16 protein-coding genes are annotated in these 21,843 nt (G+C 44.3%); 1 reads left to right on the top strand and 15 read right to left on the bottom strand.

The window, feature by feature from the left end; all coding sequences use genetic code 11:
• Nucleotides 1-2: 2 nt before the first annotated feature.
• The 13 genes from M1M80_RS03720 to pcrB form a co-directional block, all read right to left on the bottom strand.
• On the bottom strand, nt 3-1,145 hold the full coding sequence (locus M1M80_RS03720) for an acyl-CoA dehydrogenase family protein (RefSeq protein ID WP_060398081.1): 1,143 nt from the start codon (nt 1,143-1,145) through the stop codon (nt 3-5).
• The gene (locus tag M1M80_RS03715; RefSeq protein ID WP_003240117.1) at nt 1,132-1,401 is read right to left on the bottom strand and encodes an acyl carrier protein; all 270 of its coding nucleotides are present in this window, start codon (nt 1,399-1,401) and stop codon (nt 1,132-1,134) included. Before M1M80_RS03715 ends, M1M80_RS03720 begins: the two co-directional genes overlap by 14 nt.
• A 25-nt stretch (nt 1,402-1,426) precedes the next feature.
• A complete protein-coding gene (locus M1M80_RS03710; protein ID WP_003240119.1) occupies nt 1,427-2,488 on the bottom strand; it encodes an HAD-IIIC family phosphatase in 1,062 nt (353 codons plus the stop codon).
• A 15-nt stretch (nt 2,489-2,503) separates the two neighbouring features.
• Nucleotides 2,504-3,358, bottom strand: coding sequence for a 3-hydroxyacyl-CoA dehydrogenase family protein (locus M1M80_RS03705; protein WP_060398080.1), 855 nt, complete (start codon nt 3,356-3,358; stop codon nt 2,504-2,506).
• 1 nt (nt 3,359) lies between these two features.
• On the bottom strand, nt 3,360-4,061 hold the full coding sequence (locus M1M80_RS03700; RefSeq protein WP_060398079.1) for a thioesterase II family protein: 702 nt from the start codon (nt 4,059-4,061) through the stop codon (nt 3,360-3,362).
• Nucleotides 4,058-5,041, bottom strand: a complete 984-nt coding sequence (locus M1M80_RS03695) for a cysteine peptidase family C39 domain-containing protein (RefSeq protein WP_060398078.1) — start codon at nt 5,039-5,041, stop codon at nt 4,058-4,060. The genes M1M80_RS03700 and M1M80_RS03695 overlap by 4 nt, the downstream gene beginning before the upstream one ends.
• The gene (locus M1M80_RS03690; protein WP_060398077.1) at nt 5,031-6,536 is read right to left on the bottom strand and encodes a serine hydrolase domain-containing protein; all 1,506 of its coding nucleotides are present in this window, start codon (nt 6,534-6,536) and stop codon (nt 5,031-5,033) included. Before M1M80_RS03690 ends, M1M80_RS03695 begins: the two co-directional genes overlap by 11 nt.
• A complete protein-coding gene (locus M1M80_RS03685) occupies nt 6,533-11,029 on the bottom strand; it encodes a non-ribosomal peptide synthetase (RefSeq protein WP_060398076.1) in 4,497 nt (1,498 codons plus the stop codon). Before M1M80_RS03685 ends, M1M80_RS03690 begins: the two co-directional genes overlap by 4 nt.
• Before the next feature lie 81 nt (nt 11,030-11,110).
• Entirely contained in the window at nt 11,111-12,304 is a 1,194-nt protein-coding gene (locus tag M1M80_RS03680; protein WP_060398075.1) for an MFS transporter, read from the bottom strand.
• A 124-nt stretch (nt 12,305-12,428) separates the two neighbouring features.
• A complete protein-coding gene (locus tag M1M80_RS03675; protein ID WP_003240132.1) occupies nt 12,429-13,619 on the bottom strand; it encodes a CamS family sex pheromone protein in 1,191 nt (396 codons plus the stop codon).
• A gap of 15 nt (nt 13,620-13,634) precedes the next feature.
• Nucleotides 13,635-15,641, bottom strand: a complete 2,007-nt coding sequence (ligA, locus tag M1M80_RS03670; RefSeq protein ID WP_060398074.1) for an NAD-dependent DNA ligase LigA — start codon at nt 15,639-15,641, stop codon at nt 13,635-13,637.
• A 23-nt stretch (nt 15,642-15,664) separates the two neighbouring features.
• Nucleotides 15,665-17,884 carry a DNA helicase PcrA gene (gene pcrA / locus M1M80_RS03665; protein ID WP_060398073.1) on the bottom strand — a complete coding sequence of 740 codons (2,220 nt, stop codon included), beginning with the start codon at nt 17,882-17,884 and terminating at the stop codon, nt 15,665-15,667.
• A gap of 61 nt (nt 17,885-17,945) precedes the next feature.
• Nucleotides 17,946-18,632 (bottom strand): heptaprenylglyceryl phosphate synthase, encoded by a 687-nt coding sequence (pcrB, locus tag M1M80_RS03660; RefSeq protein WP_003240137.1) that lies wholly within the window; start codon nt 18,630-18,632, stop codon nt 17,946-17,948.
• Between the two features lie 282 nt (nt 18,633-18,914).
• Between pcrB and M1M80_RS03655 the strand changes: the two genes are divergently transcribed.
• The gene (locus M1M80_RS03655; protein WP_060398072.1) at nt 18,915-20,492 is read left to right on the top strand and encodes an FMN-binding glutamate synthase family protein; all 1,578 of its coding nucleotides are present in this window, start codon (nt 18,915-18,917) and stop codon (nt 20,490-20,492) included.
• Between the two features lie 37 nt (nt 20,493-20,529).
• On the opposite strand, the gene M1M80_RS03650 is transcribed toward M1M80_RS03655, so the two are convergent.
• Nucleotides 20,530-20,844, bottom strand: a complete 315-nt coding sequence (locus tag M1M80_RS03650; protein ID WP_003219429.1) for a YerC/YecD family TrpR-related protein — start codon at nt 20,842-20,844, stop codon at nt 20,530-20,532.
• Nucleotides 20,845-20,846: 2 nt separating this feature from the next.
• Nucleotides 20,847-21,842: a DUF3048 domain-containing protein gene (locus M1M80_RS03645; RefSeq protein ID WP_060398071.1), complete on the bottom strand. Its 996-nt coding sequence runs from the start codon at nt 21,840-21,842 to the stop codon at nt 20,847-20,849.
• Between the last annotated feature and the right edge of the window lies 1 nt (nt 21,843).

Raw genomic sequence — 21,843 nt, 5'->3', positions numbered from 1 at the left:
GCCTATATATGTTTGACAAAATATCGTCTCAATCCATAATTCGCTATAACTTGCTGCTGAATTTGAGATGTTCCTTCAATGATCTCCAATACTTTGGCTTCTCTGTACAGGCGGGCAGCTGAATGATCTCTGCTGAAGCCGCTTCCTCCATGGATCTGCACATTTGAATTGGTAATTTCAACAGCAACCTTTGAAGTGAAATATTTCGCGATAGACGTTTCCGTCACGGCCTCTGGATCTTGTTTCATCCGCATTTCGCCGGCTTTCATACATAAGGCGCGGGCTGCATGCAGCTGTGTTACGGCATCACCGATCATTCCTTTAATCATTTGATGTTTGTAGAGTTTCTCTCCAAATTGGCTTCTCTTCCGTGAGTATGTTACTAAAGAATCGACGGCTTCCTGTGCAATCGCCAATCCGGCCCATGCTACACTGTATCTGCCATGATCCAAAGCCAAGTTAACGATGTAATTAAAACCGCCCCCGATTGGCCCTAATATCTGGTCATCAGAAACCTCGACGCTGTCAAACTCTATTTCCGCAAGATAAGAAGCTCTATTGGCCATCATGCCTTCCATTTTTTTTACCGTTACGCCGCTCTGGCGGCTGTCTACAATAAAGGCTGTAACCACTTCTCCATCACGGGCTATAACCAGAAAAAAGTCAGCAATGGCCCCAAAGGAAATCCATTTTTTTCTGCCGTTGATGACATAGCAGTTTCCGTTTTTTGTATACGATGTTTCAATGTGGTTTGCGTCTGAACCAATGTTTGGTTCAGACAATGCAAACGCTCCGATTTTCTCTCCTTTTCCGATGGGGACAAGCCATTCTTCTTTTTGGCGCTCAGTACCGTACCGCAGCAGAGATTCACCGACTAACGAATTCACAGTCAAAAGGGTTCGAATATTACAGCACGCTTTACCTGCTTGTTCAGTAAACAAACCGTACTCGACAGGGTTCAATCCCAATCCGTGATAGACCTCCGGAATACCCGCAGCAAAATAAGATTTGCTCCCTAACTCTTTTATTAATTCTGCCGGGATGCATTCCTTCTCATCAAACTCGCCTGCAAAAGGTCTGATTTTTTCGTCACAGTAACCCCGGAAATCTTGAATGATGTCGGCTTTCATCTCAGCTGTTTTCATTAGCAAGCGCTCCGTTCTGTTTCTTTTCAATTAGGCTGACGATTCGGTTTACTGTGCTGAAGTTAGCAATATCTAAATCTTCGTTATCAAGCTGAAACCCAAAGTTTTGCTCAAGAAATGTTACAAGCTTCATCGCAAATAAAGAATTCACAAATCCCATTTCAAAAATGTGATCATCATTGGTTAATTCGATTTCATCGTCAAAGACCACCAAATTTTGTTCAATATATTCTCTAATTTGTTCATGAAGATTCATCTATTTGCTCTCCCCGCTATTTAGATTAATTGCTGCTTCCCGCAACAGGTGATTGGCTGAATTCCGTTTTGACCTCGACATACGCAGGATACGGCTGAATCCGGCTCAGGTCATTTTCAAATAAAATGAAGCCGTCCGGGCCCTTCGTATGTTCTTTGAAATTGGCAAATTTATATGTGATATACATGACTCTGTTCCGATCTGTTTGTTTAAAATCAGCAAACAGTTTTTTCCCTTTTTGTTTCGCTTCATTTAAAATAGCTGTCAGTAAAATCGTACCGACACCGCGGGACATAACCCGGCATGACATTAAAAGAAGATTAATATGCCATTCATCTCCCTTTTCTTCTATTAAAGAGAGTCCGATCTTTCCATAAGAGCCGTACTTGTCCTCAAGCTCGCAGACTAGCAGCATATGAGAATCTGACTTTCGGAAATAATTTAATTCCTGATAATCGTATGTTTTTCCGCTTGCATTCAGCTGGTTTGTACGCACCGTAAGCTCTTCTGCCCGCTGCAAGTCGCTTTCTTGCGCATGGCTGATCGTAAACTTCATATTCAGAGTGGCAAGAAATTGTTCGGACGGTCCTTCAAACTGCTCTTCGTCCTCTTTTCTGCGATCATCCTCCAGATACATCTGCCGGCGTCTTTTGGCATCCTCCGTTACGAATGCAGGCTTCAGCAAAGGATCGACGATTAGATCCTTATACCGAACGGCATCCCAGCACGAAATCTCCGGATGGGCATTTTGCACTTCTTCCCTTTCAAATGCTTGGTCGTCAATAAAGAGAAGCGTATCCTTATGGATATTGAGGTTTTTGCTGATTTTTTCCAAAGAAACTGATTTGGCATTCCAGCTGATTTCCGGATATAAAAAGAAATGGTCAATTCCAAATTCCTTTAATTTTTCCATAACAGCAGCTTCGTCATTTCTGCTTGCGACAGACAGCAATATGCCGCGTTCATCAAGCTCAGTCAAAATTTCTTTGATATTGTCCTTCAGCTTTACATCATCAGATTCAAGCAGAATACCATCCCATAGCGTATGATCTAAATCCCAGACAACACACTTAACTCCCTTTTTCAATGGTCTGCTCCTCCTTTAACTATATTGAAAGAATCCTTGTCCTGACTTTCTCCCTAGCTTTCCTGCGTCTACCATTTTCACGAGCAGCGGACATGGCCTGAATTTTGAATCTTTGTAGCTTTCATATAGAACCAGCAAGGAGTTAAGGATCGTATCAAGACCAATTAAATCCGCAGTCGCGAGCGGACCCATTTTATGCCCAAACCCGCCGCGGAAGATTTTATCCACATTGGCTGGTGTCGCCACTTGATCTTGAACCGTCCAAATGCTTTCATTAATGGTCAGCATTAACACACGATTTGACACAAAGCCAGGCAAATCATGAACAACGACAGGGTTTTTGTCGAAAGATTTCAAAAACTCGACGGTTGCATTGACAGTCTCATCAGTGGTGGCATCGCCCCGAATCACCTCTACAAGTTCTTTCAGAGGAACAGGATTCATGAAATGTGCTCCAATTACCTTTTCAGGACGATGCATCAGTGAACCGACCTTCGTAATTGAGATACAGCTTGTATTTACAAGGTAGATGGTATCCTCTCGGCAGATATCCTTTAATTGTAAATACACTTGCCTTTTTATCTCCCAATCTTCTGTTACGTTTTCAATGATGATATCAGCCGGCTTCACATTGTGCGGCTCAGTCGTGAATTGAATGTTATCAAGCACATCTTCAAGTGACATGCTGAATTTTTCTTTCCTCATCAGTTGAACAAGCCTGAATGTCTTTTTAATATTTTCCTCTGCGGCTTTCAGTTTTTCATCACTGATATCCAGCAAAATCACTTGATACCCATTCGCAGATAAATCAAGAGCCATATCGGCCCCCATGACGCCTCCTCCGATAACACCGGCAGTTCTGAAATCCATTTCATACCACTCCTGTCTGATTCAAAATATGATTGATTTTAGCTGTCACTTCTTTTATCTTCTGATTAATGAAAAAATGATCTCCTTCAAATTCGTAAAATCTGCATGTCTGATCGGTGTACTGATTCCAATCAGATAAATCAAACAGCACTGACGGCAGATCACGTTTTCCGTAAAAAACCGAAATATCGCACGATAAAGGAGCAACAGCTGTATTCCTGTATGTTTCCAGCAACTCAAAGTCAGCTCTTAAAATAGGAAGGAAAAAGTCAAGCACCTGCTCATTTTTGCTGAATTCTTCGGGTACACCCCCCATCTCAATAATCGCTTGTTTTAAAGCGGAATTTGAAAGCTGATGAAGCACTTTCTTTTCCGGGATATGAGGCGGGAAACGCCCGGAAAAAAACATATGGATCGGCTGTTTATTTTCCATGGTTAATTTCTTTTGCAATTCGTATGCAAGCAGCGATCCCATGCTGTGTCCAAAAATGGCATAATCCGAATCATCCAAATGGGATTTTGCTTGCTCAAAAAGATCTTCCGTCACGGATCCTGCATGATTCAGCAATGGCTCAGACATTCTCGTTCCATGTCCCGGAAGCTCTAAGGCCACCAGTTCAACTGATGCATCAAGAAATCTTTTCCACCCGCTGAAGATGGTGCTCGAACCCCCGGCATACGGCAGACAGAATAATTTGATCATTTGACCCTCTCCTCTTTACCAATATCCTTCAGGCATTCAATATGGGCTGCTTCAAGTTCCAGCACTTTTTTCAGTGAATCTTTGATCCGGTCTTTATAACCAGAAGAAGATCCTCCCGAAAAATAAAGCTTAGCCGCAAGATGCCGCGCTGCTTCCCACTTATCAATAATGTCAGACGTCACAGCGGCAAGCTGTTCAAACGCCGGAAGAAATGCGAGGCGGTATTGCTCTGTTTTTTTCACATTTAAAATTCCATTAAATGAATGAAGGAGCTTTTCGCTGTCTCTTATGCTGTGAAATTGCTCAGTAAACCGGCTGAAGGACGCCAAACCGGATAACATCCGATCTACATGCTCGGTGATGTTATGAACAAAGAAGGCAGCCGCATCCTTGAAAATGCTTTGCCCTGAGCGATCCCTGCCCGGATCATAAGAAAAGGAGGCATAAGAATGAAAAGCGGCAGGAGGCTGAAAATAACTGTGAAAGCCTAGATAGGCTTTGGCCAAATGCTGATATGAAATATGTCTGGCTTCATATGACAAGTTATCGGGATAACGGTTTTCAATAGCAAGAACAGTCTGATCTACGTCATGAAAGCCATAAATCAGTATGCTGTTCCGGTTATGCTTAGACATATATTCCTGTCTATAAGGCTGTGCATATGTATCCAACCAAATGATGACGGGTTTATTTTCAAGAACATCCCGTTTCACATCATCTATGAGACTGCTGCTCACCGATTGCTTATCCGCGCTTATTCCCTGCTGATTCATGACATACTCAGGATCATAAACTTCAGTCCGATCAATCATTGGATAACCGTCTTCATCCAATTGATACGAATATATGTCATTTAAAAGATAAGGATAGATTTCTTGCTGAAACGAGCGAACCACTGAAAAATAACAGTTAAAAAAACAGCTGCGATAAAATAGGTCGTTAAACGGCTGAATACCAGGGATGGATGTTTCACATTTCATGCGTCTCACTCCTTCTTGCGGCACGGTGATTGAAAAAATAAGCGGTTAAACCGAATATACAGGAGGCAAGGAGCAGCATATAATAAACCGCCGCCAAATAAAGAAGAGAACCGGGCCCCCAAATAAATATCATGCTCCAAGGCAAGCCATTAAAGGCGAAGACTGAAATGAGCTTAGGCGCCACTATTCCAGCTGCGAGCAAAATCCCCCAAAGCAGCGCCTTTATTCTTGTTCGCTGCTGAACGGGAGCATTTTTCGATTTTACGCTTTTTAGAAAAATAAAAATTCTCCACAGCAGAACAATAAGCAATAAACTGAATAAAACCAGCATGGCAGCCGCAGCTTTATCAATGACCTGGAACGGATCAGTGACAGAACCGTCCTGTTTTTGATTTGGATCGGCAATCACTTGTAAAACAGAACGAGCGATTTTCTCAGGATACGCGCTGTTCATATTGGCCAAAACCCCTACAGCCGCATTATCGTCAGGGCTGACGATAATAAACGAAGAAAAGTTGGGGTTAGAGCCGGCATGGAACACTTCTTTGACTCTGCCCTTTTTTTCAAAAATTGACCATCCCGCACCATAATACACGCCCGGCTCGTCGGTTTTTACGCTTTTATCAGGCAGGTGGCTCTGCTCAATCAAGCGGCTTATATCACCGTCACTTTGATTCAGCTGAAATCGAAGCCATTTGGATACATCCTCTGCGTTCGTGATAATATATCCGGCAGGCGTGTTCCCCCTATACTCAGGCGCTTTATAGGCTCTGGCTTTTAAAAATCCGATTTTAAAACCTGATGATACATCGCCGGCATGACCAGCGTGCCGCCCAGCATACGTGTTTGACATATCTAACTGCTTAAAAACGTGCTCAGCCATATATTGCTCGTACGGCCGGCCTGATGCCTGTTCAATGATATATCCCAGCACATCATAATTGATTGTGGCATATTCAAATGTGCTTCCCGGCTTATGACTAAGTTCAACTCCCTTTAATCCCTTCGCCGTTTTCTCCAAAGCATCTTCCTTTGAATCAACTTTGATATCCGCTATCGATAAAAAAGGAATTCCGCTTGTATGATGCAGCAGCTGTTGAATGGTGATATCTGTTTTCTTTCCGTTGTAAACTGCATAAAATCCGCTGATATACCGGCTGACAGGGTCATTTAGATTGATTGCCCCCGAACGTACAAGCTTAAGCACACCCAGTGCAGTAAACGCTTTAGAGGTTGAGCCCATCTCAAACAATGTCGAGGCGGTTACAGGGCGGCTATGTCTTTCACCGGCATAACCAAACCCCTTTTCGTATACCACATCATTTCCTTTTACCACTGTCACTGAGATCCCCGGTATTCCGCTTTCCTTCATCTGCTTTTCGATCAGAGCGTCAATGCGCTTATCAACTGGCGTCTGAGCGCTTGCCTGTCCGCCACCCCAGATTTGAATTGACAGGATACAAAGGCATAAAATCAGCCATACGTTTCTCATCATTTGAACAAGGAATCCAATTCTTCAATAGATAATGAGGCGGTTTCAAAATCTGATGGCGTATATTCGACAGACTCTTGTTTACAGCAATGTTCAGTCAGCTCCTTCAGCTGTACAAAAAATTCATCTAAAAGCTGTTCCATATCCTCTGTCTGATAAAGATCGCTGCAAATTAAATCCAACGTTAGCTGTCCGTCATAGATTCCCGCAGTCAAATCAAGACTGACTGTCAGACTATTTTCAGGTGATGACTCGGCGCCTGAATTTAAATAAGTCATGCGGTATTCTGATTTGTCTGCTAAAAAACGGTCAACTTCTCCCAGATAATTAAAGCGCAGCTCAGGCTTCCTGTGCTCCGGCATTCGTTTAATCAAATAGGTGAGAGCGCCGTAGCCAATACCCTTATTGGGGATATTCCGCAGGTTTTCTTTTACTGAACGGATTTGCGCCGGCAGATCAGCCTCTGCCTGAAACACGGCGGGATACATCGCTGTAAACCACCCGAACGTCCTTGAAAAATCTAAGTCTTCCTTTAATGGCTCTCTTCCGTGACCTTCCAATTCCAAAGAAATAACCTCTTTGCCTGTGCAATGATGGCAAGCCCGGATTAACGCAGTGATAAGTAAATCATTTGTTTGGGTTTGATACGCCTCATTTGCTTCACTGAGCAGTTTTTGAGTCATCTGGCTGCTCAAAGACCGTTTCAGTTTTATGCTATTTTCAACTTTGGAATTTTCCGGACAAATCCCATAGAGCGGCTCAATCTTTTTCACTTTTTTATTCCAATAGCTGCATTCTTCTTCCGCCTCACGCGAATAAGCGTATTCATGGATCGAATTTGAAAATTCCTGATAAGAATGTGTCTTTAAAGGCAGTCTCTTCTCTTCCTTCTTATCTATTGAATGTAAAAGAGCAAGAAAATCATCAATCAGGATTTGCCATGATACACCGTCCGCGATCAGGTGATGGGCTGTAAATAACAAATGCGTTTTTTCGTTTGCCTTGATCACACCGGTTTTAAAAAGCACTCCATTGTATAAGTCCGTGCTTTCTCTCATTTCCTGCCCGATCACCGCTATTTGTTTGGTTTGCTCTTCCTCGGAAACATTAGACAGATCATGGTATTCGATATAAGGTTCGATATTTGTATTGTGATAGACCAAGGTATTCGTTTCTTTTTCTACATTCATTCGCAAGCTATCGTGATGATTGATTAAAAGAGACAGAACCGCCTTTACATCTTCAAGGTGAACCTCTTTTTCAGCAGTTAGCATAACCGATTGATGCCAGAAATGAGCACACTTTAAATCCAAAGACCAGAACCATTGGGTAATCGGCGTGCCCATCACTCTGCCTTCTGCTTGTTGTTGAGAAATTGCAGGCGATTGTTTGCTAGTCACAACACTGACAAGTTCTCTAAATACGGGATAAGTCATAATATCCTGAGTCTTGATAAAAAGACCTTTTTCTTTCATTTTCGAAACGAATTGAATGGCTTTGATAGAATCTCCGCCAAGCTGATAAAAATGATCCTCTGGGCAAATATCAGTCTGGCCGAGTATCTCCTTCGCGGTTTCCAAAAGAACCGCCTCTGCTTCCTTCTGCTCTTCATTTAACAATCCGTAATCTGTCTGTTCTTGATACAGTAAGGGATCAGGAAGCGCTTCCTTGTCTGTTTTTCCATTTTGCGTAAGCGGAATTTGGTCCATCTTGATAAAGTAGGCCGGAACCATAAAAACGGGCAGTTTGCCAGAAAGCTTTTTCCTAAGCTCCAGCACTGGCGTAGGTGCAGAGCTCACTACATATGCCGCCAATTGCTTTCTGCCCTGTGAATCATCAAAATCAATGACAACCGCTTCTTCTATTTCCTCGAGAGAAAGCAGGGCTAATTCAATTTCTCCCAGTTCTATACGGTAGCCTTTCAATTTGATTTGATGGTCTTTACGCCCTGCATATTCAAGCAATCCATTATTCGTTCTTTTCGCCAGATCGCCTGTCTTATACATTTTTCTGCCCTTCATGAAAGGGTTATCCAGAAAACGCTCGGTTTGCAATTCCGGACGCTGCCAATATCCTCTGGCAACATTATCGCCTGAAATATACATTTCACCTTGAGTTCCCGGCAATACAGGCTGCAGCTGTTCATCTAATAAATAAATTTCTGTATTCTGCAGCGGAACCCCAATTGGAACCGAAGCTTGCTGATCCTGTTCTCGGTCATATTTGTGGATCATACACCCAACGGTCGCTTCTGTCGGCCCGTATTCATTAAAGATCTCGATGCGGTGATCTGATGCTTCTGTTATTTGGCGTGCTAAAGAAACAGACAGCTGCTCTCCGCCAACGATCATTCTTTTTATAGAGGAATCTTTTAAGTTTGCATCTTTCAGCAACGCTAAATGTGCTGGTGTCAGCTTGATGACAGCTGTTTTCATTTCTTTTACGATTTGATGAAGTATAAATTCCGGGATATCTTCTTGTCTGTAAATGATAATCTTATTTCCTGTCACTAATGGGGTGTAAATGGATGTAACGGTTAAATCAAAAGCTATGGATGAGTACAGCGCAAAGCTGTCCTCTTGGGAAGAAGTATAATTCTGAGAGGCTGATGTAATGTAGTTCACAAGGCTTTGATGTTCGATCATCACGCCTTTCGGCTGCCCTGTTGATCCAGAAGTGTAAATCATATATGCGATGTCGGAAGGATCGTTCCTGATGTCTAACTGTCCCGTATCTAAATCATTAAACATGGTGCAGTCAATACTGATTTGTTTTACGTGCCTTGGCAAACGGCAGTCTATTTTAAAAAGAGGGTCTGTAATAAAAAACGCCGCTTCACTATTTTCTAAAATATACTTGATTCGTTCCGCGGGATACTCGGGGTCGATCGGCACATAAGCACCGCCTGCTTTTAAAATGCCCAGTAAAACAGCAATCAACTCCGGTGAGTGTTTCATGCTCACGGCAACAAAATCACCGCGGCTTATTCCTTTATGTATAAGGCAGCGAGCAATTTGGTTGGAGCGTTCATCCAGTTCTTGATAAGAAACATGTCTGCCCCCATCCTCTATCGCTGTGCGAAACGGATGCTGCAAGGCTGTTGCTTGAATTAATTGATTGATTGTCTGCTCTTTCGGATACTCGGTCTGCGTCTGATTCCACTTAAATATCTCGTCCCTTTTTTCTTGTTCAGTTAATATAGACAAATGTCTGAATTGAATGTCTGGATCCTCAATAAGCAATAAAATCAGGCGGAGTAAACGGTCTTTCAATTGCTGAATTTCCGCTTCGCTGTAATCCGCAACCTTGTAGTCGAACTGCAATTCGATTGCTCCGCCTTCGTCCCATTCTTTAACTGCAATTTGAAGGGAATAAGGCTGTGATCCGTTATATAATTCATCATATTCGACATGGCATCCATCTATATCAGAAGCAAGATCGGTGTTGTATGAATTGATATACATTTGGAAGAGCTGGTCGTATCCCTGTTTTGCCAGCTGTAATTCCTTTATCAGTTCGTCGTAGGGGTACCGTTGGTGGAGAAAGTATTTCAGGTAGTCTGAATTGACTTCTTGTAAAAAGTCTGAGAAACGCTGGTTCAGGTCTGTTTTCTTTCTGAACGGCATCGTACTGACAGTCATCCCCGCCGTGCTTTTTTCCTTCTTTCCAGACCTGTTTAGTACCGGCGTGCCGATAATGAAATCATTCTCTCCCGTTGCTTTGCTTAAATACCAAAACAGCGATGCGGTAAACAATGCGTTTAACGAAGAGCCTTGCTTTTGAATAAATTCATAAACGGCAGCAGAATGTTCTTGGTCAAGTTTAAATCGTTTGCGTTTTCCAGCAATGTTCGCTGAACTTTTTGACAAGAAGCTGTCCGGCAAATGAGAAAATTCCTCTTTCCAAAATACGGCATCTTTTCGATATCGTGGCGAAGAAAGGTATTTTTTCTCTTTTTCTATAAGAATCGAATAGTCGTCAGCGGCTTCTTCAGGCAGTTCTCCATTTGCCAGAAGCATGTACAGATCCTTAATCTTATCAATGATGATTTTCATAGACCAGCCGTCAGCAACAATATGATGGCATTTGATTAAATACCCGCAGGTTGCTTCATCTGTTTGGAAAACATAAAATTGAACAAGCGCGCCATCATATAAAGAGAAAGGTATTTTAAATTCCTGTTCGGCCCAATCTAGCATTCTTTCATATGGATGGTCTGCTGAAGTAAAATCGACTGATGGCACACGGGCCTGCGCTTTTTCGTCTATGTATTGAAGAACTGATCCTTCCTGCTTCATGAGGCGTATTCTGAGGGACTCTGTCTGTCTGATACAATGCTGAATGGCTTTTTTTAACGTCTCAAGATGAAGTTTTCCATTGATTTGGATGAGGCCGCCAATATGATTAATAGCTGTTTCTGGGTATAAATTTTCGATATTTAATATCCTTTTTTGATGATGAGAAAGAGGAAATAAATTCAAGTTACCATTCAACATATCCACCTCTTTACAAGTAGTATTTTACATCACCAATTTAAACACACAACAAATAATTTGTAAATATTTATAAAACATTGTCTATATTTGTTCATTTTTTAGTTTTAAAGATAAAAGCGCTGAAACGGTAAAAATGATAAAATTCAAGAAAAATACATATTGAACACCCAGCCAATCAGTAAGGCTGCTCATAATTAAGATCGATGCTCCGTATACAAATGTACTTATTGTATGCTGAGCCGACAGTATTTTCGGAAGCAAAGTTTCGTTTATGTTTTCCTGCACATAAGTTCTGATCGCAATTCCCCGGAGCTGAAATGAAGGTCCTAAAATAAAGACAAAAAGCAGCGATGCCAACGCATACTTGTTAAGCGCAAGGCATAGTGTGCAAGCCCCGATGGCAAGTGATGTCCATAAAATCATCGAGAACAGTTTTCCATTCATTATTTTTGAAAGTTTCCAAACGATTAAACCGCCTGTAATGGTGCCGGCGAAATAGCTTGCGTTAATAAACCCCCACCATGTTTCGTTTTGATGCAGCACTTCATCGACATAAACAAGGATAATGGCTCCTGTCCAAATACTTCTGCCGAACATGGATAAAAGCTCAAGAACAGTCAGCATTCTGATAACGGGCATTTGATAAATTGCTTTCCACCCGGAAGAAATTTTATCCATAAAGGACTCGTTTTCTTCCTTTTCGGCATCTCCTTTTCCCGCATCCTTGACAAAAAATAAAGATACTGTAGAGGTGCCATAAAGCGCAAAAGTCAACAATAGAAGCAATTGCGGCCCGAGCCATTTGATCAAAATACCGCCGAGCAGCCATCCGAGCAGGAGCACGATTTGATCAGAGGTCAGCACCAGGCTGTTTGCTTTCAACAACATGGATTTTGGAACAAAACGGGGAATCATTGAATTTCTGACCGGAATAGTTCCTCCATCTAACAGCGACATTAAAAATACAATAAAGAAAAAAATAAAAATAGATTTAAAATCTATCATAAATATGAGAAGCAACAAAGATAACAGAATGGTTTGCGTTAACTGTAAAAAAATCAAAATGTGCTTTAATCTATATTTATGAATAAAAACCGGTATAAATACTGCGCTTAATGACTGACCCACGAACTGCATCATGGCTACCAGCGAAGCCAAAAAGGCCGAGTCTGTGACTTGATACGTAAACAGGGTCAGTACCAGCACGTATAAAGAATCTCCTAAATTGGCAATTGACTGGCCCGCCCATATGAAATAAAAGGATTTATTTTTCATAATTTCAACCCTTTTCTATTTTTAGAACATCATAACATAAATAAATACCCTCTCCAATGCTACTTAACCTTCAAAAAAACGCAAAAAACCCCTGCGCCGCAGCGGCACAAGGGGTCATCCAATATTAGTCATAAATGTGAACAGTCGGCTCTTTATCTCCCGCATTGCGGATAATGACCGCTTCCTGTCCGTCTGAGGATGTGATATTGACTTCGACATCAACTGAGCTCTTGGAGTAGTAATCCATCACTTCACCCGTTAAGAACTGGGTAAACGCGACAACTTCACTTTTTCCGTAGAATTGCATTGGAATATCAATCTTCATTTTCGTCATTTCATCTTTTTCATACAGGGCAGTCCCTACAACACCAGTGTAGTTCGGGAAATATTCTTCAATTGAGTTTTTGAACCGCTTAAAGACCTCGGTATCATCCGGGTATTTTTCTGCTGTGGTTGTATCCGCCGGATAGAATACGTATTTTTCGTTTATGTCATCCCAGTTTGAGATATCCGTGGAGCCTGCTTTGACTTCTGTTTTGGCGATGAAGTTCCCCGGCACAATCGATGTTTTTGACGCCTGCTTGTAGAGCGCGACGGTAATCGGCACATTCTTCAGGTTATCTTTTTTACGGAGGCGGTTAATGACCTCTTGTGCGATTTTTTCACCCTGCTCGCGAAGCGTGCTTTCTTTAATCTCCACTTCTTTTTGAGGGTCGCCTGTTTTTTCACGATAGTAATACACGGAGTTTAACGCCAGTCCGATCATCACGCCCCCAAGCTGGATGGAATTCTTGTCTTTTCTGACTAAATAATCGTGCTCCAGCATGGACGCTAAATAAACCGGGCTGCTTTCGTTCTTTTCTTCTGTTGAACCGGAGCTCGGAAGCGCTGGGTTCAAGCCTTCATTTTTGAAGTTTTTATCTTCTTTTTGGGCTTTTTTCAGATCAGAGCCTGTTTTTTTCCGTGCCAGCCAGCTTAATACTGTATCTTCATCTAAATATTGCCCTTCTTGGAACAGATAATCGTCAGTAGAGAAAGAATCTTGGGCAAGACGCATCAGCCCTGTTTCAAACTCATCAATGTCCAGTCTTGTATTCAACTGTTCCGTCGTCAAGCCGCGCGCTTTTCCCGCCTTAAACGGCAGCACCATTTTGTAATAGGAGTCAGAGATATTATATTTCGGGACAATCGCTTTTTCTGACGATTTCGCCGTCTTTTGCGTGATCTCTTCCTCCTTCTCCCCCCCAAAACCTGACGAGCAGGCAGACAGCATTAATACTGCCGCCGTTGCCGCCATTACCAACGTCTTTTTCAATAGAAAACACTCCTCTTATTTCTTTAGCTCTCCCATTAACTGTTCTTCATTCCATACTTCAATGTTCAGCTCTTGCGCTTTTGTCAGCTTGCTTCCCGCCGCTTCTCCGGCGATGACCAAGTCTGTGTTTTTGCTGACGCTGCCAGTCAGCTTGCCGCCGAGCGCTTCGATTTGCGCTTTGGCATCGTTTCTTGACAGTTGTTCCAGCTTTCCTGTCAGAACAATTGTTTTACCGGCAAAGTAAGAATCGCTGTCCTCTGCTTTTACTTTTTTCGGGCCTTTGTAGAGTGTGTTTACGCCCAGCTCCTGAAGTTCATTCAAGAGTTCAAGCATTTCTTCTTTATGAAAATAGGTGATGACCGCGTCAGCCATTTTTTCACCGATCTCATCTACCGCGAGAAGTTCCTCTTTAGAGGCTTTTTTCAGGTTCTCCAGGCTTTCAAAATGCATGGCGAGCGTCTTTGCAGCCTTTGAACCGATAAAGCGGATGCCGAGTCCGAATAGCAAGCGCTCTAACGAATTTTCTTTTGATTTTTGGATGGAGCTGATCAGGTTTTCTGTGGACTTTTCGCCCATGCGTTCGAGCTGAATGACCTGTTCCTTCGTCAGCTTATACAAATCCGCGACATTGCGGACGAGGTTCTCCCCAAACAGCTGTGTGATCACTCGTTCGCCAAGCCCGTCAATGTTCATGGCATTGCGGGAAACGAAATGGATCAGCCCTTCTCGGATTTGCGCCGGACATTCAGGGTTAATGCAGCGAAGTGCCACTTCTCCTTCGATACGGACGAGTTCGCTTCCGCATTCAGGACATTCCGTCGGCATGCTGAATTCCTTTTCTTCTCCTGTGCGCTGTTCAACGAGGACGTTCACGACTTCCGGAATGATATCGCCCGCTTTTTTGACGACGACCTTATCCAATATCCGAATGTCCTTCTCTTTAATTAAATCTTCGTTATGAAGGGATGCTCTTGAGACCGTTGTGCCGGCAACTTTTACCGGCTCAAGAATCGCAGTCGGCGTAATCACACCCGTTCTGCCGACATTTAATTCGATATCGAGAAGCTTTGTCACGACCTCTTCAGCAGGAAATTTATACGCGATGGCCCAGCGCGGGCTTTTCGCCGTAAAACCAAGCTCTTCCTGCTGATCAAGGGAATCTACCTTAATCACGATGCCGTCAATTTCATACGGAAGGTCAGCGCGCTTAGCCTGAAACTCATCGATCAGCGCAATGACTTCTTCTATGCTGCCGCATTTTTTTCGTTCCTGGTTCGTTTTAAATCCGATTTCGTCGAGAAAATCAAGCCCCTGGCTTTGCGTCTCCACACCCATCTCATCAAGCTCCGCTATACTGTAGACGAAGATATCAAGATTTCGTTTCGCTGCAATTTTCGGATCGAGCTGTCTGAGTGATCCCGCGGCGGCATTTCGCGGATTGGCGAACGGTTCTTCTTCGTTTTTGATCCGTTCCTCATTGAGCGTTTCAAACGAACGCTTTGGCATATACGCCTCGCCGCGCACTTCGATTGACAGATCACGTTTCATTTTGAGCGGAATATTGCGGATCGTCTTCAGATTCTCCGTAATATCCTCTCCCGTCGTTCCGTCACCCCTTGTGGCCCCTCTGACAAAATAGCCGTCTTCATAACGGAGAGAAACAGCAAGACCGTCTATTTTCAGCTCCACATTATACGCCACATCGTCACCGACGGCCTGGCGCACCCGGCGGTCGAAATCACGGAGATCATCTGCGTTAAAGGCGTTGCCCAAACTGAGCATCGGCGTGCCGTGGGTGACTTTCTGAAACGCTTCAAGCACGGCTCCGCCGACACGCTGCGTAGGAGAGTCAGGCGTTCTGAGGTCTGGATGCTCCTCCTCGATCGCAATCAGCTCCTGCATCAATCTGTCGTATTCGGCATCAGGGACGCTCGGTTCATCTAAGGTGTAATATTCATGGCTATACTTGTTGATGGTGCGGCGCAGTTCGTCTGCCCGCTGCTTCGCTGTTTCTTTGTCCATCTGCTTCTTCCTTTCCTCTTCAATTACTGCTTTTCAATGGGAGCGAATGCTGCTAACAGGCGTTTCACGCCGACAGGGCTCGGGAAGGCAATATCGAGCTCCGTTCCTTCTCCTTCGCCTTTCACACTGACGACAGTTCCTGTTCCCCATTTTTTATGGCCCGCCTTATCTCCGACTGCCCAGTTTAAGGTGTCGCCGCCTGTTTTGCTGGCGTAGGATACCGGACGTGAAACAGGGCCGCGTCTCGGCTGCATTTTTCTCGCAGACGGCGCTCTCGTTTCTTTTTTCTCATTTAGGTTTTCCAATAAATCATCCGGTATTTCAGCAATAAAGCGAGATTCCGGGTTCATATTTGTTCGGCCAAACAAGGTGCGCATTTTAGCGTTGGTCAGATAAAGCTCCTGCTCCGCCCTTGTAATCCCAACGTAAGCAAGACGGCGTTCTTCTTCCATTTCCGCTTCCTCCATGAGAGAACGGCTGTGCGGGAAGACGCCTTCTTCAAGCCCCATCAAGAAAACAACCGGGAACTCCAGTCCTTTTGCGGCGTGCAGTGTCATCAGGGTAATTGCATCCTTGCCGCCGGACTCCTCTTCTTTCTGATCAAGCTGATCGATGTCTGCGATCAGCGCCAAGTCTGTCAAAAACGCAACGAGTGTTTTGTCTTCGCTTTTCTGTTCAAAGTTTTTCGTTACGGACAGGAACTCGTCGATGTTTTCTAAACGGCTTTGGGCTTCGATTGATTTCTCGGCCTTCAGCATTTCTCTGTATTCCGTCTTATCAAGAATTTCTTCTGTCAGCTCTGTAATTGATAAATAATCCTGCATATTGGTCAGGTTCTCAATCATCTGCCTGAAACTGTCGAGCGCGTTGGCCGCCTTGGCGCTGACGCCGATAAAATCGACCTGCTGAATCGCTTGGAAAAAGGACAAGCCGTTCATCCCCGCATACGAAGCGATCTTTTCAAGTGATGTCGCGCCGACTCCGCGCTTCGGCACATTGACAATGCGCGTGAAACTGATATCGTCATCCGGATTGGATACGAGGCGCAGGTACGCGAGAATGTCTTTAATTTCTTTTCTGTCATAGAACTTTGTGCCGCCGACAATGTTATAGTTCAAGCCTGCTTTGAGAAGCGTTTCCTCAATCACACGCGACTGCGCATTTGTCCGGTACAAAATGGCGATATCCGACAGCTTCCGCTTGCCTGAGCTGTGAAGCTGATGAATTTTACCGGCCACAAACTGTCCTTCGCCGAACTCATTATCTCCTCGGTAATAGGAGATTTTGATGCCTTCATCGTTTTCCGTCCACAAATTTTTCGGTTTGCGGTTTGAGTTGTTTTTGATGACCTCGTTAGCCGCGCGTAAAATCCGTTTTGTTGAACGGTAGTTCTGTTCGAGCAAAATCACGCTTGCGTTCGGATAATCTTTTTCAAAGGAAAGAATGTTGGCGATGTCCGCGCCGCGCCATCTGTAGATCGACTGGTCAGAGTCCCCGACAACGCAAAGGTTCTGGAAGCGCTCCGCAAGCTGCTTCACGAGCATGTATTGGGCTCTGTTCGTATCCTGATACTCATCGACGTGGATATACTGGAATTTGCGCTGATAAAATTCAAGCACTTCCGGCACACGGTCAAACAGTTTAATCGTTGTCATAATTAAATCGTCGAAATCGAGCGACTGGTTTTTTAAAAGCTTCTTCTGATAATCAACATACACATCGCTGACCACCTGATCGTAGTAGCCGCCGGCAACTTTAGAGAATTCCTCCGGTTCGGTCAATTCGTTTTTGGCACTGCTGATCGTGCCGAGGATGCTTCTTGGGTCAAACTTCTTTGGATCAAGATTGCGCTCCTTCAAAATTCCCTTGATCACTGAAAGCTGGTCAGCCGTATCAAGGATGGAGAAATTGCGGTTGATCCCAATCCGGTCGATATCTCTGCGCAAGATCCGCACGCACATGCTGTGGAATGTGGAAATCCAGATATCGTCCGCACCCGGTCCAAGAATGCTTTCCACACGTTCTTTCATTTCGCGTGCCGCTTTATTTGTAAATGTGATCGCCAGAATATTCCACGGCGCCACATGCTTTTCCGCCATTAAATAAGCGATTCTGTGTGTCAGGACACGCGTCTTTCCGCTTCCCGCTCCCGCCATCAGCAAGAGAGGCCCGTCCGTTGTTTTGACAGCTTCCTGCTGAACAGGGTTTAGTCCGCTTAATAATTGATTGCTAATGTAATTCAAAATTTGTTCACCCGCCTATACAAAACATATGTTCTATCATAAACCAAATCCGTTCAATTTACTACTCGCCTTTCACAGCCGCTACTGTTTTCAAAGCCCGGTCAAAATCCTCATACACCGCATTGCCTACAACGATCACGTCGGCATGCTCTGCATATTGCTTTGCCGTTTCCGCATCCTTGATGCCGCCGCCGTAAAACAAGGTGGACGTTTCCAATACAGCCTTCGTTTTCTTTACGGCTTCTATGTCTCCAAGCACGCCGCTGTATTCTAAATAAAAAATCGGAAGATGCAGCAGCTCAGACACACGCGCATAGGCGACAATATCGTCAATACTCAGATCGGCTTGCGCTTCAGTCAATGCCGCGGCTTTGCAATCCGGATTTGCAATGCAGTAGCCTTCCGCCACGATTTCTTCCATAGACATCAGTTCTCCGAATTCCTTCATGGCTCTCTGGTGCATTCCGACAATCCAGTCCGCATTTTTACTATTTAATACACTCGGAATAAAATATAAGTCAAAGCCGGGAACGATCGCTTCAATCGCTGACACCTCAAGGACACACGGCACTAAAAACCGTCTCACCTTAGACATCATCCGCAGAACATTGTCCTCTGTCACACCATCGCTTCCTCCGATTATGACCGCATCCGTTCCTGATTCACAAAGAATCTCCAGCTGTTCATCAGGCAAATCTTTATTTGGATCGAGTTTAAAGACATGCTTCCACTCCGTTACATCGTACACGTCATACGTTCCTCCATTCGTTTGTTACCATTTAAACATTATAACAAATTCACATAGCGCGGAAAAACGGAAAAAGCCGTTAATCTCGTTATTCACTGAAAAAGGTGTTTTGATTCTTTTTTCATAAAAAAAGAGAGCGCTCATGAGCATTCGTATGACATGCGGAAGCACCTGCGCTGTAAGTCCCCCAAAAGAGTTTCTGTAATTTCTTCCGTCCAAACTGTTATTGTTTGGAAAGCGTTCAACTGTGGAAATGATTACATAAAAAAGGGAGGCTGACAGATGGAAACCATCATCATTGCACTCATCGCATTTATCATCGGGATCATTGCCATCCCCATCATTTTGTTTGTCTGGATCTACATAAAGGATGAAAAACAGCAGGAGCATTCGATCCTTCGCAACTATCCTGTGATCGGAAGGTTTCGATATATCCTTGAAAAAATCGGGCCGGAGCTCAGGCAGTATTTATACAGCAATGACAACGAGGAGCAGCCTTTTTCACGAAAGGAATATGAGCAAACCGTCATCTCGGGCAAATACAAAAGCAGAATGATGGGCTTTGGATCTGTAAGAGATTTTGATAAACCGGGCTATTATATCCGTAACGCTCTGTTTCCGAAACAAAAAGAAGAAATGCGTGTAAACCAAACGCCTAAAATTGAAACTCAAATCTATCAACTCGATGCTGACAATCTGTTCAAACGCAAGGAACACGCCGAGCACATCAAGGCCGATCCGTATTTTCTCCACCCTGATGATGTACAGGTGATCGGCGAGCATACATGCGAGCAGCCTTTTTATGTAAAGGGATTAGTCGGCCAGTCTGCCATGAGCTACGGTTCCCTTGGAGAACGGGCGATTACGGCTCTCTCAAAAGGGCTTCATCAGGCAGGCGGCACTTGGATGAATACCGGTGAAGGGGGATTGTCTGAGTATCACTTAAAGGGCGGAGCCGATATCATTTGCCAAATCGGGCCGGGGCTTTTTGGCGTACGCAAAAGAAATGGGGAATTTTCATGGGAGGAGTTTAAAAGAAAAAGCAGGCTTGACCAAATTAAAGCGTTTGAGCTAAAGCTGGCGCAAGGAGCCAAAACCCGCGGCGGCCATGTGGATGGCGCCAAGGTATCAGAGGAAGTGGCAGACATACGGAATGTTGAACCCGGGAAGTCGATTGACAGTCCGAACCGCTTTCATGAATTTTCAAGCGTTCCTGACATGCTCGACTTTATTGAGAAACTTAGAGATGTCGGACAAAAGCCAGTCGGGATCAAACTTGTCGCAGGCCATCCTGACGAATTACACGAGCTTTTTTCTTATATGAAGAAAAGCGGAAAGCATCCAGATTTTATCACGATCGACGGGAGTGAAGGCGGTACCGGCGCTTCCTTTTATGAGCTCGCTGACACAGTCGGCCTTCCGATTATGACAGCACTGCCTCTTGTTGATACGCTGCTTAAACAATACGGCTTGCGCGGCCAGCTGAAGATCTTTGCTTCCGGGAAGCTCCTGACTCCTGACAAAATCGCGGTTGCCTTAGCCCTCGGCGCTGACTTTGTTAACATTGCACGCGGCATGATGTTTTCGGTCGGCTGCATCCGCGCTCTCGTATGCCACACCAACACTTGTCCGGCAGGTGTGGCGACAACAGATCCCAAACTGCAAAAAGCACTAAGCGTCGAGGAAAAGCAGCACCGTGTCTGCAACTACGTCATTTCGCTGCGCGAGGGGCTGTTTAACCTCGCTGCCGCAGCCGGCATTAATTCGCCGATCCACTTTTCCAAGGAGCATGTTGTCTATCGAAAAGAGGATGGCAGCATCGTCGACATCGACAAACTCATTCACCAACTTGTTTCATAAAGAAACCGCCCTTGCCGAACGGCAGGGCGGTTCTTTGTTATTTCGAAGAAGACTCTGTTTCCGTCTCCTTCACACGGTCAAGCGCCATTTCATAAGCGTCATTACCGTAATTTAAGCAGCGTTTCACACGGGAAATCGTAGCCGTGGAAGCGCCTGTTTCTGTTTCAATCTTATGGTACGTGTTTCCTTCGCGAAGCATGCGCGCCACTTCAAGGCGCTGAGCCAGCGATTGAATTTCGTTAATTGTGCAAAGATCATCGAAGAACCGGTAACATTCCTCCAGGTCTTTCAGCGATAAGATCGAGTTGAATAACTGGTCCAGCTCTTTGCCGCGTAATTTATCGATTTGCATCGTTACACACCTTCTCCTTTACTAATGGAAGCTGCATCGAGATCAGGCACGATATTAATCCAAGTCTTTCCTGGCACAAACGGCAGCCATTTGCCGTCTTTCACCGGCACAATTCTTCCGTTTACTTGTTTCCAGTCTGTTTCAATGACGTTTCCGTGCTGAAACAACAGACCTTTCCCTCCTGATTCCAGATCGATGTCCCGCCTTCCATCTTGATCAATAGTATGATGGCTGGCTTCAACAATGAAAATATTTTGCATTGCAACCGGCTTTCCGGTTTCCCGGTCTGTCGTTATGACACCATCAGAGCTTCTTTTATAAGCTTCAGCTTTTTTATCATAGTTGTATTCGACAAGATTTGTAACGTTCTTTGTTCCATAATCTACCCGAACATTGTAAGATTCATTTACAGGTTTTGCTTCTGATGTTTGAAACAGCAGCGGATCTGTTTTCCGCTTCAGCTCATATCCCTTTTGTTCCGCCGCCTTTTTTATGTAATCATAAGACGTGTAGGAATTGTGGGGCGGTTTGCTGAAATCGGCTCTCCAAAATAAGCTTCCGTCAAAATCCAATCCGTTAATATAATCGGCAGCTCCGGATTCCAGCTGCTCTTTGGCGCCGGGACTCCAGCCGTGATGGACAAATATGCTGTCAAAGCCATTGCTGAGAGTGACGAAATATTCCCGCGCGCTCCGCACAGGGCCGACAGTTTCAGGCATCTGGCTTTGAAAAATGGCCAGAAATCTTGTAATTTGCCCTTCGGCAAGCGCTTCTATGACAATGTCGGCTTTAGACAGTCCTGACTGCGGCCTCGCCTTCGGGTGATTGTTCACCACAACAGCAACAGGCCGGCGTTCAGTCACCTTCTGTTCAGTCGCCAGTCCCGTCAAAGGAGCTTTCGGCTTCTTTGCAGAATCAGGGACAGCATCCTTCTGCTGACAGGATACAAGCAGAAAAAACACGAAACACAGCACGCAAACTGTCATCCATTTTTTCATA

Origin of the sequence: Bacillus inaquosorum, from assembly GCF_023238325.1 — a bacterium.
In the GTDB taxonomy this organism is placed as follows: Bacteria; Bacillota; Bacilli; order Bacillales; family Bacillaceae; genus Bacillus; species Bacillus inaquosorum.
This window is presented reverse-complemented; position numbering and strand designations above follow the sequence as displayed.

Coding starts and splice junctions, on each gene's coding strand:
- ligA (WP_060398074.1), bottom strand. CDS start 15,641: ATGGACAAAGAAACAGCGAAGCAGCGGGCAGACGAACTGCGCCGCACC.
- M1M80_RS03685 (WP_060398076.1), bottom strand. CDS start 11,029: ATGTTGAATGGTAACTTGAATTTATTTCCTCTTTCTCATCATCAAAAA.
- M1M80_RS03720 (WP_060398081.1), bottom strand. CDS start 1,145: ATGAAAACAGCTGAGATGAAAGCCGACATCATTCAAGATTTCCGGGGT.
- M1M80_RS03655 (WP_060398072.1), top strand. CDS start 18,915: ATGGAAACCATCATCATTGCACTCATCGCATTTATCATCGGGATCATT.
- M1M80_RS03705 (WP_060398080.1), bottom strand. CDS start 3,358: ATGGATTTCAGAACTGCCGGTGTTATCGGAGGAGGCGTCATGGGGGCC.
- M1M80_RS03695 (WP_060398078.1), bottom strand. CDS start 5,041: ATGAAATGTGAAACATCCATCCCTGGTATTCAGCCGTTTAACGACCTA.
- M1M80_RS03645 (WP_060398071.1), bottom strand. CDS start 21,842: ATGAAAAAATGGATGACAGTTTGCGTGCTGTGTTTCGTGTTTTTTCTG.
- M1M80_RS03715 (WP_003240117.1), bottom strand. CDS start 1,401: ATGAATCTTCATGAACAAATTAGAGAATATATTGAACAAAATTTGGTG.
- M1M80_RS03690 (WP_060398077.1), bottom strand. CDS start 6,536: ATGATGAGAAACGTATGGCTGATTTTATGCCTTTGTATCCTGTCAATT.
- M1M80_RS03680 (WP_060398075.1), bottom strand. CDS start 12,304: ATGAAAAATAAATCCTTTTATTTCATATGGGCGGGCCAGTCAATTGCC.
- M1M80_RS03700 (WP_060398079.1), bottom strand. CDS start 4,061: ATGATCAAATTATTCTGTCTGCCGTATGCCGGGGGTTCGAGCACCATC.
- M1M80_RS03650 (WP_003219429.1), bottom strand. CDS start 20,844: ATGCAAATCGATAAATTACGCGGCAAAGAGCTGGACCAGTTATTCAAC.